Source organism: Bacillus sp. PK6-026, from assembly GCF_054161455.1.
Window position 1 is genome coordinate 3415917 of the sequence record NZ_CP096418.1, and the last position, 15319, is coordinate 3431235.

General features: G+C 46.9%; 18 protein-coding genes. 6 read left to right on the forward strand and 12 right to left on the reverse strand.

The annotated features are described in order from the left end of the window. Positions 1 to 125: 125 nt before the first annotated feature. Complete coding sequence (locus M1D59_RS17445; protein ID WP_023856169.1) at positions 126 to 1535, reverse strand: alanine/glycine:cation symporter family protein; 1410 nt, start codon at positions 1533 to 1535, stop codon at positions 126 to 128. A 182-nt stretch (positions 1536 to 1717) separates the two neighbouring features. Between M1D59_RS17445 and M1D59_RS17450 the strand changes: the two genes are divergently transcribed. Together M1D59_RS17450 and ald are read left to right on the forward strand one after the other, a co-directional pair. Then, a complete protein-coding gene (locus tag M1D59_RS17450) occupies positions 1718 to 2956 on the forward strand; it encodes a PucR family transcriptional regulator (protein ID WP_020452812.1) in 1239 nt (412 codons plus the stop codon). 110 nt (positions 2957 to 3066) lie between these two features. Then, positions 3067 to 4206, forward strand: coding sequence for an alanine dehydrogenase (gene ald / locus M1D59_RS17455; RefSeq protein WP_458117558.1), 1140 nt, complete (start codon positions 3067 to 3069; stop codon positions 4204 to 4206). Between the two features lie 52 nt (positions 4207 to 4258). On the opposite strand, the gene M1D59_RS17460 is transcribed toward ald, so the two are convergent. Both M1D59_RS17460 and M1D59_RS17465 read right to left on the reverse strand, forming a co-directional pair. Further along, the gene (locus M1D59_RS17460) at positions 4259 to 4501 is read right to left on the reverse strand and encodes a hypothetical protein (RefSeq protein ID WP_458117559.1); all 243 of its coding nucleotides are present in this window, start codon (positions 4499 to 4501) and stop codon (positions 4259 to 4261) included. A gap of 15 nt (positions 4502 to 4516) precedes the next feature. Beyond that, positions 4517 to 5110 (reverse strand): sulfite oxidase-like oxidoreductase, encoded by a 594-nt coding sequence (locus tag M1D59_RS17465; protein WP_059231512.1) that lies wholly within the window; start codon positions 5108 to 5110, stop codon positions 4517 to 4519. Positions 5111 to 5213: 103 nt separating this feature from the next. Between M1D59_RS17465 and M1D59_RS17470 the strand changes: the two genes are divergently transcribed. Then, complete coding sequence (locus M1D59_RS17470) at positions 5214 to 5810, forward strand: biotin transporter BioY (RefSeq protein ID WP_020452815.1); 597 nt, start codon at positions 5214 to 5216, stop codon at positions 5808 to 5810. Between the two features lie 78 nt (positions 5811 to 5888). Here M1D59_RS17470 and M1D59_RS17475 read toward each other — a convergent pair whose 3' ends face one another. Both M1D59_RS17475 and M1D59_RS17480 read right to left on the reverse strand, forming a co-directional pair. Beyond that, the gene (locus tag M1D59_RS17475) at positions 5889 to 7217 is read right to left on the reverse strand and encodes a Na+/H+ antiporter family protein (RefSeq protein ID WP_023856173.1); all 1329 of its coding nucleotides are present in this window, start codon (positions 7215 to 7217) and stop codon (positions 5889 to 5891) included. 152 nt (positions 7218 to 7369) lie between these two features. After that, entirely contained in the window at positions 7370 to 8860 is a 1491-nt protein-coding gene (locus tag M1D59_RS17480) for a leucyl aminopeptidase (RefSeq protein WP_023856174.1), read from the reverse strand. Between the two features lie 165 nt (positions 8861 to 9025). On the opposite strand from M1D59_RS17480, the gene M1D59_RS17485 reads away from it, so the two are divergent. Continuing rightward, positions 9026 to 9502, forward strand: a complete 477-nt coding sequence (locus M1D59_RS17485; RefSeq protein ID WP_003184918.1) for a divergent PAP2 family protein — start codon at positions 9026 to 9028, stop codon at positions 9500 to 9502. Positions 9503 to 9544: 42 nt separating this feature from the next. Here the strand turns inward: M1D59_RS17485 and M1D59_RS17490 are convergent, their stop codons facing one another. From M1D59_RS17490 to M1D59_RS17505, 4 genes are all read right to left on the reverse strand, one after another. Next, positions 9545 to 10210, reverse strand: coding sequence for a 3D domain-containing protein (locus tag M1D59_RS17490; RefSeq protein ID WP_023856175.1), 666 nt, complete (start codon positions 10208 to 10210; stop codon positions 9545 to 9547). A gap of 133 nt (positions 10211 to 10343) precedes the next feature. After that, complete coding sequence (locus M1D59_RS17495) at positions 10344 to 10664, reverse strand: YuiB family protein (RefSeq protein ID WP_011198260.1); 321 nt, start codon at positions 10662 to 10664, stop codon at positions 10344 to 10346. A 74-nt stretch (positions 10665 to 10738) separates the two neighbouring features. Next, on the reverse strand, positions 10739 to 10867 hold the full coding sequence (locus M1D59_RS17500; RefSeq protein WP_033155022.1) for a YuiA family protein: 129 nt from the start codon (positions 10865 to 10867) through the stop codon (positions 10739 to 10741). 189 nt (positions 10868 to 11056) lie between these two features. Next, on the reverse strand, positions 11057 to 12274 hold the full coding sequence (locus M1D59_RS17505; protein WP_026580067.1) for an NAD(P)/FAD-dependent oxidoreductase: 1218 nt from the start codon (positions 12272 to 12274) through the stop codon (positions 11057 to 11059). A gap of 357 nt (positions 12275 to 12631) precedes the next feature. Here M1D59_RS17505 and yumC point away from each other — a divergent pair, with 357 nt between their 5' ends. Continuing rightward, positions 12632 to 13630, forward strand: coding sequence for a ferredoxin--NADP reductase 2 (gene yumC / locus M1D59_RS17510; protein WP_023856177.1), 999 nt, complete (start codon positions 12632 to 12634; stop codon positions 13628 to 13630). A gap of 34 nt (positions 13631 to 13664) precedes the next feature. Here the strand turns inward: yumC and M1D59_RS17515 are convergent, their stop codons facing one another. Further along, entirely contained in the window at positions 13665 to 13865 is a 201-nt protein-coding gene (locus M1D59_RS17515) for a hypothetical protein (protein ID WP_020452822.1), read from the reverse strand. A 142-nt stretch (positions 13866 to 14007) separates the two neighbouring features. Here M1D59_RS17515 and M1D59_RS17520 point away from each other — a divergent pair, with 142 nt between their 5' ends. Continuing rightward, positions 14008 to 14232, forward strand: a complete 225-nt coding sequence (locus M1D59_RS17520; RefSeq protein ID WP_020452823.1) for a cold-shock protein — start codon at positions 14008 to 14010, stop codon at positions 14230 to 14232. A gap of 104 nt (positions 14233 to 14336) precedes the next feature. On the opposite strand, the gene M1D59_RS17525 is transcribed toward M1D59_RS17520, so the two are convergent. Together M1D59_RS17525 and M1D59_RS17530 are read right to left on the reverse strand one after the other, a co-directional pair. Then, entirely contained in the window at positions 14337 to 14816 is a 480-nt protein-coding gene (locus M1D59_RS17525) for a GNAT family N-acetyltransferase (protein WP_020452824.1), read from the reverse strand. A gap of 101 nt (positions 14817 to 14917) precedes the next feature. Beyond that, on the reverse strand, positions 14918 to 15283 hold the full coding sequence (locus M1D59_RS17530; protein WP_020452825.1) for a HesB/IscA family protein: 366 nt from the start codon (positions 15281 to 15283) through the stop codon (positions 14918 to 14920). Between the last annotated feature and the right edge of the window lie 36 nt (positions 15284 to 15319).

Here is a 15319-nt window from a genome sequence, read left to right on the forward strand (position 1 = left end):
TAACATTTGAATCAAATGACATGGTTCTGTGTACCCACTTGGGTCTGAACCGTTTCCATAGGATAAAGGAAGGATTGCATAAGCGCAAAAAAAGCCCGCCTCTAAGAGAGGCAGGCTTGTCTCGATCAGCCCGCTTTCAAGCCGGCTGATTTTTGTTTTTCCTTATTATAATGGTGCAAAAAGAAATCGTCAGTTTCCGCCCGAATGACTTTCCATAAGAGCACAAGGGCGATTAAGTTCGGGATCATCATTAATGCGTTCGCCATGTCGGCAAAAGCCCATACAGTATTGAGGCTTGCGACTGCACCGTAATATGCAGCGATGACATAAACGACACGGTAAACCGGCACCCATTTTAAACCAACTAAATATTCCAGACATTTTTCTCCATATACATACCAACCGACAATGGTTGAATAGCCGAAGAAAATAACTGAAAACGTCACGATGTATTTACCCGCGGCTCCGAGCGAAGAAGCAAACGCGGCGTTTGTCAGCGCGCCGGCGTCAAGCGATGTATCGTGGGCAACACCAGAAAGCAGACCGCCTGAAGGATCCCAAAATCCCGTAATAATGAGGACGAGCCCGGTCATTGTACATACGATCAATGTGACGATGAATGTTCCCGTCATCGCAACCAAAGCAGCCTTGACGGGGTGATCGGATTTCGCGTTTCCTGCGATCAAAGCAGCGGTACCAAGACCCGCTTCATTTGAAAAGATTCCTTTCGACATGCCGTTTCTGATCGCCTCAGACACGACTACACCTGTAAAGCCCCCAGCGGCTGACACCGGATTGAAGGCGTGATAAAAAATCAGCTGGAACGCCGGAATGATTTGATCATAATGAAGGAAAATAATGATCAGTGAGCCGCCGATATAAAGAATCGCCATGACCGGCACGAAAATGCTCGCCACCGTGCTGACACGCTGAAAACCGCCGAAGATGATCGCGGCTGTCAATATCGCGAGCACAAGACCGATGATCCAGCCTGGAATTCCGAAGCTGTGTGTGACGACTTCCGAAATCGTGTTGGACTGGACGGAATCCCCGATTCCAAAAGAGGCAAGCACACCTGACAATGCAAATAAAACGGCAAGCGGCTTCCACTTCTTCCCGAGCCCTTTTTCGACATAGTACATCGGTCCGCCCGAATATTCGCCCCGCTCATTTTTGACGCGGTATTTCGTGGCGAGCAATGCTTCGCTGTATTTCGTAGCCATCCCTAAAAGACCGACGAGCCACATCCAAAACAAAGCCCCCGGACCTCCAACCGTAATCGCCGTGGCTACACCGGCAATATTCCCGTTTCCGATCGTTCCGGCAAGCGTCGTCATCAGCGCCTTGAAATTGCTGACATCACCGTCTGCTCCGGCTGATTCTTTCTCTTTCCCGAATGCAAGTTTGAATGCATATATCAATCTTTTAAATTGAAGCCCCCGTAGGATGAACGTCAAAAATAAACCGGTTCCCACAAGCAGAATGATGCCCGGGACTCCCCATAAAAAGCCGTTGATTTTCTCTAGAATCGCCAATGTTCCTACTCCTCTTATTTCAGAATAATTAAATTTGGTGTAATACATCGCTACGTTTATGAAAAATAATAAATCGTCAGCGACTTTTTTGTTGATTTTAACAAACAACTATATTCATAATAAAAGTAAGATGGGTATATGTCAAAATTTTTTCATGCAAACATAAAAGTAGGGGTTTTTTTATGAACAATCGAAACAATCCTTTTAAATATCAATATGACCGTTTAGAAGATGTGGCAGATCATATCAGCGAGGTGCTGGACTGTCCGATTACAATAGAAGACATCAACCACCGTCTCCTTGCTTACAGCACCCACAGCGACTACACGGACCCGGCGAGAACGTCAACGATCATCGGAAGACGCGTGCCGGAAAAGGTCATCAACAAGCTTTGGAAAGATGGAACGATTCCCGCCTTGATGAAAACCGACGAACCGATCAGGGTCGAGCAAATCGATGAAGTCGGCCTGTCGAGCCGCGTGGCGATATCAATCTGGAAAAACAGCGAGGTTATCGGTTTTATCTGGGCGCTGGAAAGCCAAAAAACGCTGTCGGAAGACGAGCTTCATCTTTTGAAGCTGGCTGCGGATTCCGTCAAAAACAAGCTGCTGCCTTATCAAGTCCGAAAAAGAAAAAATGAACAGCGCAGCCAGGAATTTTTCTGGAAGCTCTTGACCGGGCATATTTCGGAAGATCAGGAGATCTCCGACGGCTTTCATCAGCTTGGTATCGGGGTACCTTCAACTTACTCGGTCATCATCATCCGGCTGAAAGACGAAATCGAAGAAAAAACCGAAAAACAGCTCCACTACTTGCTGGAGACGACTCAGCAGGTGCAAATTCTTCTGGCTACAATCGATTATAATGAGCTGATTGTCCTTGCTTCGCCAAAAACGGGGCAAAAGGGACAGCCGTTCAATGATTTAAAGCAATTTGCCGCGAATATACAAAAGCAGCTTGAAGAGCGCTATAAACTGAACAACTGCACGATTGCGATCGGCGGAATGTACAGCTTGATCACCCTTGTACACCAGTCTTATCAGGAAGCGCTCTCGGCGCTGAAGGTCAAGGAGCGTTTTCCCGAAGAAACAAGGCAGCTCGTCAGCTTTTCAGAACTCGGCATCTATCAGTATCTCGACGTGCTCAGCGAAAAACGGAAACACGCAAGCTATCCAAACTATTCTTTAATGCAGCTTGAAGCATATGACAAGGAGCACCACTCCAATCTTGTCGAGACGCTTGAGCAGTTTATCGAATGCGACAGCAACGTCAACACCGCCGCCAAAAAGCTGAACATTCACGTCAACACGCTGAACTACAGGCTGAAGCGCATCAGTAAAATCGCCGAAATCGATTTAAAAAACATCAATGAAAAATTTACGATTTATCTGGAAATCAAGCTTCGCAACATGCATTTGTGAAATTCCACAAATGCATGTTTTTTTATTTTTCGATCCAAACAAAGAAAATTCTAAAAAGTCAGTATAAACTAAAACAACAGCATTTTTACAGAAAAAGGAGGAATGATGGGATGATTATCGGCGTACCGAAAGAAATCAAAAACAATGAAAACCGTGTTGCCTTGACTCCCGGTGCAGCTTCTCAACTAATCGCGGCAGGACACCGCGTCATCATCGAAATAGACGCGGGGGCTGGAAGCGGGTTTGAAAATGAAGATTACGTCTCAGTGGGAGCGGAGATCTCAGAACAGGCGAAAGCCGTCTGGGAAGCAGCTGATATGGTGATGAAAGTCAAAGAGCCGCTTCCTGAAGAATATCCGTATTTTAGAGAAGGGCTTATCTTGTTCACTTATCTGCATCTGGCCGCAGAGCCTTCCCTGGCTGAAGCATTAAAGCAAAAAGGCGTGACAGCCATTGCCTATGAAACGGTCAGCGACGGCCGCTCCCTTCCTTTACTGACGCCGATGTCAGAGGTAGCCGGGCGGATGGCCGCTCAAATCGGCGCCCAGTTCCTTGAAAAGCCGAAAGGCGGAAAAGGCATACTATTGGCCGGGGTACCAGGAGTCGCGCGCGGGAAAGTGACGATTATCGGCGGAGGCGTTGTCGGCACAAATGCGGCAAAAATCGCGGCGGGTCTGGGAGCCGACGTGACGATGATCGATTTAAGCGCGGAACGTCTGCGCCAGCTTGATGATCAATTCGGCAACCAAATCAAAACTTTGATGTCCAATCCGGTCAACATCGCTGATGCCGTCGCTGAAGCCGATCTCCTCATCTGCGCGGTGCTGATCCCGGGTGCCAAAGCGCCGACTTTGGTGACGGAAGAGATGGTCAAACAGATGAAACCGGGCTCGGTGATCGTTGACGTCGCAATCGATCAAGGCGGCATCGTCGAGACGGTGGATCACATCACAACCCACGACAATCCGACCTATGTCAAACACGGAATCGTCCATTACGCCGTTGCCAACATGCCCGGGGCAGTTCCGCGGACATCCACAGTCGCACTGACGAATGTAACAGTTCCGTACGCGCTTGAAATCGCAAATAAGGGCGCGGAAAAAGCGATACTTGAAAACCGTGCGCTAAAAGCCGGCGTAAACACAGCAAACGGCCATATCACTTATGAAGCCGTAGCCAGAGACTTAAACTATGATTACGTTCCGGCAGAGCTTGCGATCGAAAATTCGTCGTCAGCCACCGGTGCATAGCATCAAAAAGACAGAGCCCCGGGAAACAGCTCCGAGACTCTGTCTTTTTCTTTTATTCCGTTTTCCGCCGATCCTGAATCAATTTTGCGGTAATCACAGAAACAGGGATCACCGCAAACAGAACGATTCTCCACAGCGTCCTGTCTGAGGCATCGCCGGCTGCGGCAAACAGCGGCAAAACCGCCGTAGCTGTCAGCGCAAATAAAACAGCAAAAGCCTTTTTCTTGAATGATGCGATCAAAAGCCAAAAACATACGGTCAGCATGCAAAATATGAGCAGCTGTACGAAAAACATTTCATCCTCCCCCCGTTAATCAAAGCTGTACCTTTCTTCTTTCCAAGGATTTCCCCTCATATGGTACCCGTTTTTCTCCCAAAAGCCCGGATGGTTTTCCTTTGTAAACTGAATGCCCCTCAGCCATTTGGCGCTTTTCCAAAAATACAGATGCGGCATGACCGCTCTGAGCGGAAAACCGTGCTCCGGTGTGAGCGGGGCGCCGTTGTGGGAATGAGCCAAAAGAGACGAATTCTTTAAGAAGTCTTCGAGCGGAACATTCGTCGTCCAGCCTTCCTCTGCATGCAAGATGACAAATTTGGCTTCGGGAAGCGGCTTTACTCTTTCAGCGATCTCCTTTGTTTTGATCCCTTCCCAGACATTATCGAGCCTGGACCAGCCTGTTACACAATGAATATCATTGGACACTTCGCTCTGCGGCATGTCATGCAGATCATTCAAAGACAGCAGGAGCGGCTGTTCGACAAGTCCGTAGACTTGCAAATTCCATTTTGAGAGGTCTTTGTATTCCGGAACATCGCCTGCATGAAGAACAGGAAAAGATGTCGTGACATTTTGGTTTGGAGGCACCCTGTCGGACTTGTGCGGTTTTGTTTTTCCAAAAAACACGAAAGAACCCCCTTTGTTAACTTTGTTTAAAAAGTGGTTGACAAACTATTTTACGATCTCTTACGATAAGGTTGTGTTGAATCACTGAGGAGGAACAAAGATCATGAATAAAAAGAAACTTCGCGCCGCTGATATGGCGCTTGTCGGAATGTTTGCCGCCCTCATGGGGATCGGCGCTAATATCACTTCGTTTGCCCCGTTTCTGCAAATCGGCGGTATTCCGCTTACGATGCAGCCTTTCTTCTGTCTGCTTGCCGGGCTTCTGCTCGGCCGCAAATTAGGTGCGCTGTCCATGATCGTTTATGCGTTAGTCGGCTTTGTAGGCGCTCCCGTATTCGCTTCTTTTTCAGGCGGTATTTCCGTTCTTTTCAAAGGAAGCGCCGGATTTATTCTATCCTACATTCCTGCCGCATATGCCGCGGGCTGGATCACGGACAAAGTATCAGAACCGAGAACAGGCCACTTTTTCACAGCTTCATTGATCGGTACACTAATCATTTATCTGATTGGCGTCAATTATACGTATCTCGCGTTTTCAACTTGGCTCAATACACCGTTGTCTTATTCAGCCGTTTGGAAGATGATGACCTGGTTCTTCGTGAAAGACTTGGCATTCTCCGTTCTGCTCGCCGCGCTCGCCTCAAAGGTTTTCCGGGCGGTTCAAAAAGGCGCAGGCTTCAGAAGAAACCCGACCTATTGATTAAGAGCAGGCGGTGCGGTTCTCTTTTTATTTTAACAAACATAGAAAAAAATTCCCCTCAAAGTGAGGGGAATTTTTTTAAAGAACAATCGCCGCGATCCAGCCAAACAAAATCAGCGGAATATTATAAAAGATGAATGTCGGAACACAAGTGTCCCAAATGTGGTGGTGCTGTCCGTCTGCATTTAAGCCTGATGTCGGGCCAAGCGTGCTGTCGCTCGCAGGTGAACCGGCGTCCCCGAGAGCCGCCGCCGTCCCGATAATAGCGATGGTCGCCATCGGACTGAAGCCAAGCTGCATGCAAAGCGGCACAAATATCGTTGCGATAATCGGAATCGTCGCAAATGATGAACCGATCCCCATTGTGATCAATAAACCGACAATCAGCATCAGCAATGCACCGATCACTTGATTATTGTTGATGAAACCTGTTGACGCTTCAACAAGAGCTTTGACATCGCCCGTTTTCTCAAGCACATTGGCAAAACCGGCGGCGGCCAGCATCACAAATCCGATAAACGCCATCATGTTCATGCCGTTTGTGATCAATTCGTCCGCTTCGCCGCGCTTCATCGCTCCGCTTAAAAACAAGACCGCCAAACCGCTGAGCGCGCCGAAGATCATTCCGTCGACGTCTAAACTTTGAGACAAATAAAGCTGTACGCTTAGTGATACAGCGATGGCCAAAGCGGCAATCGAAAGGCTTTTTTTCGTATAAGCCGCCGATTTTTGACCGGCGATTTCCTTCATTTCGTACGTGCGCGGTTTGCGGTACACAAAAGCAGCAGCAGCCAAACCGGCAATCATCCCGGCGATCGGGATGATCATGGCGATCGGAATATCAGCCAATGTGACCGAAAGGCCGGCATCTTTCATATTGTCTTTCAAAATCCCCTGGAAAATCTGACCGAAGCCGACGGGAAGCAAAACATACGGAGCTGTCAATCCGAATGTCATCGCACACGCAATCAGGCGGCGGTCCACTTGCAGCTCATTCAAAATTTTCAATAGCGGCGGTATTAAAACAGGGATAAATGCGATATGAACCGGAACGATATTTTGAGACATACAAGAAATGATTAAAATCACGAAAACGATCAGCGCTTTTGAAAGGGTTTTGCGCCTTGTATCGCCTTCTTTGCCGATCAGCTTGACAGCAGCTTCAACCATGGCATCCGGAAGACCCGTTTTCGTCAAAGCGACCGCAAATGCGCCGAGGAGCGCGTAGCTGACAGCGACGGTTGCGTTCCCGCCGAGTCCTTCCGTGAATACGCTGACCGTCTGGCCGAGACCGAGACCGCCCGTCAGACCTCCTGCAAGAGCGCCCACAATCAAGGCAAGAACAACATTGACTCGCAGCAGGCTTAATATAAGCATGACAATAACAGCAATCACAACTGCATTCATATTTGAAACCTCCGAACAAACGCTTTAGTTTGCTAATGTAGTAGATAATTAAAGTAATGAACGTATATTACCACATGTTTTATGAATGCGTCAATGAGGCTCTTCTGTATTTTTCATAAAAAAAATCCCCTTCTGTCAAAGGGGATAAAAACCTACAATTGATCCGAAAACCGCTCGACAAACGTGACAAGCGTCCTTACCATCACGCCCGTTCCGCCTTTCGGTCCAAAGCAAGAACTTTGAGATGTCGTTGCCGTTCCGGCGATGTCAAGGTGAACCCATGGCGTCCGCTCGGCGAATTCACCGAGGAACGTTCCGGCCATAATCGCATGGCCTTCCCTGCCCGGTGAATTGTTAAGGTCGGCCATTTGGCTGTTTTTTACTCTTTTTTTGTCTTTTTCTGTAATCGGAAGCTGCCAAATCGCTTCTCCCGCTTCTTCAGCCGCCTGTCTCACCTGCTGATAAAGCGGATCATGATTTGTCATCGCGCCTGTCGTTTCCGTTCCCAAAGCTACGACGACACCTCCGGTCAGTGTCGCGACATCGATCAACACGGAGGCTCCGTGGTGCTTTGCATATGTCAGTCCGTCAGCGAGCGCCAGCCTTCCTTCGGCGTCCGTATTCAAGATCTCAATCGTCTTGCCGCTCAAGGAAACGATAACATCGTCCGGCTTCATTGCGCTTCCCGAAATCATGTTATCAGTCGATGGGATCACGGCAAGCACGTTTTGTTCCGGCCTTAATTCACCGATCGCTTCCATCGCTCCCAAAACGCTGGCGGCTCCGCCCATATCTGACTTCATTCCGACAATGCCGCTCTTCGTCTTAATCGAATAGCCGCCGGTATCAAACGTGATCCCTTTACCGACTAAACCGATGACATCATCCCATGCTTCCTTTCCCTGATATTTTAAGACGATCATTTTCGGCGGCTCTTCTGATCCTTGGTTGACCGCGAGGAGACCGCCCATCCCGAGCTCTTCCATTTCAGCCTTTTCGAGAATTTCACATTCAAATTCGTATTTTGCTGCCAATTCAGCGGCGTATGACGCGAGATCCGCCGCTGTCAGCATGTTCCCCGGCATGTTCACGAGGGTTCTCGCCGAATTCGTCGCATTTCCGTACACCTGCCCGACATGCAGACTCGCCTGAATTTCCTTCAGGTCATGGTCTGTCAAAACATAGACGCTTTGCAGGCATTGATCAGGTACATTTGCTCTGTGCTTGTAATCCTGCACTTCATAGCATGACAGCATGCACGATTCAGCCAATGCATGCGCGGCGTCAGCGGCTGGTACCTCTTCAGATACGAAGCTGTCGAGCATGACGGTTAACTCCTGCTTTCGATCTTTGTGAATCTGCTGAACAGCTTCGGCAAAGCAATGTTTCGCATCCTCGAAGGTAAATTCCGCTTCACGGCCCAATCCGACGATATAGATGCGTTTGACTCCCTGAAGGGAAGGGGTAAATATTTTAGACACTTTCGTTTTTTTGGAAGATACATCCCCGTCTTTCAGCAGCTGAGAAAGCTGGCCGTCCAAAAGGCGGTCGATTTCTTCCGCCTTCCCGTACAGCTGGCTTTTTTTAAACAGTCCGATTAAAAGCGTTTCTTTTTTTTCGAAGTCTTTAAAGGCATAAAACATGCGTTCACAGCTCCTTATCAGCAAAGTGAGTAAAATTGAAACAACAATGTTATAATAGGAAAAACATTTTTTCCCGATGGGGTTTCATATTATATATTTTAGCAAATAACTGAGTGCTTTTTTGAATTCATCTCTATTTTCTTTATAGAAAGGATGTTCTGCAAAATGGAAATCCTCACAAACTTTCCTTTACTGGCGAGCTTTGCCGCGATCTTTTTCGCTCAGTTTATCAAGGTGCCCATTTACTTTGTCGTCTCGAAAAAATGGGATTGGCGGCTCGTCACAAGCACTGGCGGAATGCCGAGCTCACACTCAGCAGCCGTTACGGCGCTTTCAACCGGCGTGGCTCTTGATCACGGGATGGATTCTTCTTTGTTCGCCGTTTCCGCAATATTTGCCGTTATTACGATGTTTGACGCAACCGGAGTGAGAAGACATGCCGGAGAACAAGCAACAGTGATCAACCGGCTTGTCCGCGATTTTAACCGCTTTGTCAACGAAGCGAAAGATTTCCCTAAAAGCCATCAGGAAGAAAAACAGAAGAAGCTGAAGGAACTGCTCGGCCATCAGCCGATTGAAGTTTTTTTCGGCGGTTTGACCGGCATTGCCCTGACGCTGCTTCTCGATTACTTATTGATGTAGAGCAAAAAAACGTTTAAGACGCACAGGTCTTAAACGTTTTTCTTATTCTTTCGCCATTTTATATTTTTGTCTGAATACTTGCATCGATTTATTTTCATTCAGTTTCAGGAGATCCTCTTCGGTAATGGTGCCGTTTCCTTTTTTAATGACATACACATCAAGTGTTTTTTTGCCCCACTCTTTATAAACATCTTCAACCGTCTCATAGTACAAATCAAGCCGGTTCCCTTTGATGGCTGATCCGGTGTCCGCAACAACGCCATAGCCGTAGTCCGGTATGAACAATATCGTGCCGATCGGAAAGACCGACGGGTCGGCAGCAACGGTTGAATATAAATCTCTTTTAACTTTGACTCCCGAATATGTAATCCCGTAATCTGGATGATGAGGCTGTTTTCCCGTCGATTCCGCCCCTGCTGTATATCCGGTCGCGGTGACTTTTTGCTTCGGATACTTGGTCCAGTCAAAGGCATCTTCAAGCGATTTCGGTTTGTTTTTAATTTGTTCTGCGGCAGACAGAGACGTTTTTTCCGCTTTTTCTTTCGGAAGTGATTTAAAGGTGAGCATCAGCTGTTTCAAGGACAGATCGCGTTCTTTCGCCCAGCTGGATATGTCCTGTGCTTCCACGCCTGAAACGGCAAAGAAGGTCGTCATAAAAGCAAAGACAAACAAAACTGTCATCAAGAAACGCCGGAACATTGTCATCACTTTTCTCAAATCTTCCACTCCTCTCACCATCTAGTTGTTTCCAAGCGGAAACAGAAATATTCAGATGGCGGAAAAATTTTAAGAAAAGTGAAAAAATTAAATTCAAAAAACCCTCTCCCTTGAAGAAGAAGGCTTAAAACATTTGATATCCCCTTTTTCGCAACGCTTTAATCGTAACACCCGACAACAGGGCTCCGGCCATTCCGCTGGCTAAAATGATGATATCGGCAGCTGCCAATGAAGCCACTCTGTCAAAAAGGCCGGAAAATGCCTCTCCCGGCGCCTCTACATAGCGAATCAGCTTTTCTTTATTCACAATGAAAAGGCATACAATTGGATAAATGACAGCCATGATCCATGACATCCTGAGCAGCATATTCAGCAGAAAACCGATGCCGAAAAACAGGACGAAAAATAAGACAACTGAAATGATGACAACTGGTAAACTAATCAAAGCCTCCACCCCCAATTCACCTCTTTTAGTGTACATTGGGGAAGGAACTTGAGTCAATCATTGGAAAGCGGCGATCAGCGGTCTTTTCCCGTTCCCTTGCAGTTGTTGCACGTTTCCGAACCACCGAGCAGAAGCTGAAAATAGCCTTTTCCCGAACAAAATGTACAGGTTGATTCAAGGCGATGGGTTGATGTCGTCTTCATTAGTTACTCACCTTTTTCTTAATTTTCTGATAATATATCATGAACATTGTCAATAATAAAGTCAGAAAATATAACAGATCATTTGATGTAAGCGCTTAAAAGATAAGCTTTCTTCCTTTTTCTTTCGTTTTTGAAGTTTTTAACCCCGAATAAAAAGCCCGCAGCTTCCGCTGCAGGCTTCGATTCCGCTTAGAAAAATTTAAACTTTCCTTTTTTCAGAACAAGTCCCGGCCCGCCGATCAGGAACAGCGAGCGGTTGTCGATAATTTTTTTCATCATGGACGCCGTCGTTCCCGTCATCTTTCTCCCGAATGCGACGCCGATTGCATCATGTTCGCCGAGAGAAGCGACAGAGCCTTTATTATCGAATGAGAACGTTTCCGTTTCTTTGCCGTGAATCAGTGCGGCCAAATTGTTTGCGCACGTTTCGCCCTGCTGCATGGAAATCTGCGCAGTCGGCGGATAAGGCCTTTCGGTTTCTTCATTTATGATCAGCGAGCAGTCTCCGATTACAAATATATCATCATGGCCTTCAACGCGCAGATCAGGTTTTACCTTCACACGGCCGCGCATGTTTTCAAAGCCTGATTCTTCTATGATCGGGTTGCCGCGGACACCTGCGGCCCATACGACAGTGCCTGCTTTGATTTCTTCGGTCTGATCGTCTTTTCCACAGATGATTCCGTCAGGCGTGCATTCTTTCACAGCCGTGCCGATTTTGAATTCAACGCCTTTTCCTTCAAGGTAGTTGACCGCATAATCGACAAGCTCAGGATCAAAGCCCGGGAGAACGGACGGCGCGGCTTCCACGCATATTAAACGAACCTGCTGGCGATCGATATCGTATTCGCGGCACAGCTCAGGAATGCGGTTGCCCAATTCGCCCAAAAATTCAATGCCGGTAAAACCCGCTCCTCCGACAACGATCGTCAGGCGTTCCGGGCGCTTCTCGGCTTCTGTGTTATACGTCGCAAACTGATATTCAATGTGCTCGCGAAGCTGCCGGGACGAGTTGATGTTTGAAATGGAGAAAGCATACTCTTTCAATCCAGAAATTCCGAAAGTTTCAGGGACGGCCCCCAGCGCTACGACAAGATAGTCGTAACTAAGCTCGCCGGTTTCAAGGACGACTTTCTTTCCTTCTTTATCGATTTTCTTTACCGTATCCTGAACGAAATTGACACGGGATGTATTGATGACGTCTTTAATCTGATAGCGGCATCTGTCATGATGAAGTGTACCTGCGCTCGCTTCGTGCATCCAGGTTGTCTCATAATGATAATTGTGCTTGTTGACAAGCGTAACATCCGCTTCATTGACGCCGATTTTTTTAACAAGTCTCGTAACGGTCATTAATCCACCATAACCTGCACCTAATACTACTACTTTTGGCTTATTCAACGGAATCACATCCACCTTTTCTGTATTTTACTGCTAAGCCGGATTAAAAATAGCCTTTGGGTTATCTTCTGCCGGCTTCAGGCTTTTTATGAAAAAAAGTTTGTGAAACCCTTCACTTTAATTTGCCGAACAACGGAATGTTTTTCGGCTGTGCGTCGAAAAATATTCACGAATCTTTAACAAAATGTTCACAACTACATCATAGCCGCTCGCTTTTGCTTTTTCAAGGTTAAATATGCTCGGGCGGCAGACTTTAGATCAGACGGTAATATTTTCCGATCTTAAAAAAACAGACGCGCTCGTATTTATTTTATGTGATATGATATAATTAAGAACAATTTTCATTTAGGGGGCATTATTTTCATGCGTGAAGACTCAAAAGTATATGACATTACAATTATCGGGGGCGGCCCTGTCGGCTTGTTTACCGCATTTTACGGCGGAATGCGGCAAGCGAGCGTCAAAATTATCGAAAGCCTGCCGCAGCTAGGCGGTCAGCTGTCCGCTTTGTATCCCGAAAAATACATATACGATGTAGCCGGGTTCCCTAAAATCCGCGCTCAGGAGCTGGTCGACAATTTAAAAGAGCAAATGGCGAAATTTGATCAGACCGTTTGTCTGGAACAAGCTGTCGAAAGCGTTGAAAAACAAGCAGACGGCATTTTCAAGCTCGTCACCAACAAAGAAATCCACTATTCTAAAACGGTGATTATTACTGCCGGAAACGGAGCATTCCAGCCGAGAAAGCTCGAGCTTGAATCTGCGGCTCAATACGAGAATGCAAACCTTCATTACTTTATAGATGATCTGAATCAATTTGCGGGCAAACGCGTTGCGGTGTTGGGCGGCGGCGACTCCGCCGTCGACTGGGCGCTCATGCTGGAACCGATCGCTAAAGAGGTGTCAATTATTCATCGCCGCGATAAATTCCGCGCACATGAACACAGCGTCGAAAACCTGCACAATTCAAAAGTCAATGTGCTGACACCGTTTGTTCCGACCGAACTGATCGGCGCCGAGCGGATTGAACAGATCGTCATCGAGGAAGTGAAAGGCGAGAGAAAAGAAATCATCGATGTCGACGATGTGATCGTCAACTTCGGCTTTGTTTCATCTCTCGGACCAATCAAAAACTGGGGGCTTGAAATCGAGAAAAATTCGATCGTCGTCAAGTCCACAATGGAAACGAACATCGAGGGATTCTATGCAGCCGGCGACATCTGCACATACGAAGGAAAAGTCAAGCTGATTGCCAGCGGATTTGGAGAAGCACCGACCGCTGTCAACAATGCAAAAGCTTACATGGATCCTAAAGCGCGCGTGCAGCCGCTGCACTCTACAAGCATGTTTGAAAACAAATAAAAATGAAAAGGAGCCTGACACCGGCTCCTTTTCATTATATGATATTCAAATATGAGAAGATCGTTCCCAAAATCAGCACAATCGTTAAGATACCGACCACTCCCGCCGCAGTCAAGACAATCCGGTCCGTAATTTTCTGTGCTTTTGGAAGCGGTTTTTCGCAGCCGCATGCTTCACAGACTTTTGAATCGTAAGGCGTAAGCCCGCCGCAGCTTCTGCAGTTGATTTTTTCCATGGTTGAACCCCTTTTCTTTACTGGGCTTGGACTCTAAATAAACCTGTCCAGTATAGAATAACAAATTGACGAATAGAATGTCTTAAGATTCACAAAATATTCTTAAATGAACTCCAAAAAACCCTTGTTAGGAAGTGACGATATGTCTTACTACAACAATCGCAATCAAGAGCCTTTGCCAAAGGAAGATATCAGTACGTGGGAATGTACCGCTGAGGACTGCAACGGATGGATGAGAAAAAATTTCACGAGCAGCGATCGCCCTCTATGCCCTCTGTGCAACAAGGAAATGGTAAGCGGAAGCCGCTATATCACCTCAATCACCAACAACACGAGCAATCTCAACCGAATCTTTAACCAGAAATAAACACGATTGTTCCGGAAGCCCCGTTGCAAAAACCTTGCTCAGCACTTGAGCGGGGTGGCTGCATTGCTTCCTTCCGGCATTTCCCGAGCGAAGCGGAAAACAGATTATGTTAAATCTTTTACCAAAAGAATCTCATCCCGAATCGGAATGCCGTTATCAGCGGCAAAGGGAATTTCAGGCTTTACTTTTCTTGCTTCTTCAACTGCGTTTACATACAGCTCGGCCATTGTATAGCCTCTCTTTTGATAAAACATAAACGCCCGCATATTATCGTTCGTCGTGATCAGTTTAATCGATTGACACTGTTTTCGCTTTGCAGCACGTTCCACTTCGTTTAAAAGGAGTGAGCCGATCCCTTTGTTTTCGGCAATACTGTCCAAGGAGACGACTTCACATTCGTTTCCGGCGATGAAGTACGTAATCAGGCCTTTTATATCGCCTTTTTCATCTGTCACAGCGAATCCTTCCAATTCATCGCAGCGGAATGTTCCGTGTGAATTGACCATGTCCGGACTTCCCCAATGCTTATGAAAAAACGCGGTAACGTCCGCTTTTGACAAGCCGAGTGTTGATACGAGTTTCATTTCTTTCCCCCAGATCATAATAAAACGCCTTTTCGTCACGATGAAGCATCGCAATGAAAGGCGTTTTTCTCATTCCATATCGTTGACCTGATGCCAATATGTCAGCATTCTTCAGGCTTCCCTGCATTCACTGCGGTTCTGAATGATGATCCGCAGCCGCATGAAGCGATGGCGTTTGGATTATCGATGGTGAAGCCTCCGCCCATCATCGATTGTTTAAAATCAATGACCGTACCGTTCATAATATCCAGGCTTTCTTGATCTACAAGCACTGTGATTCCATGCTGGACGAATTCATTGTCGTCTTCGTTTTTTTCGTGTTCAAAACCCATGCCGTATGACAGACCGCTGCATCCGCCGCCTTTTACTCCGATTCTCAAGAATGCGTTCTCCTCTTCATGCTCTTTCATCATATCCTTGATATGAAGAGCAGCCGCTTCCGTGACCGTAACTGTTTTTTCGCTCATAACATCACACCTCCTAAAAGCTCATGTGTACTTTAT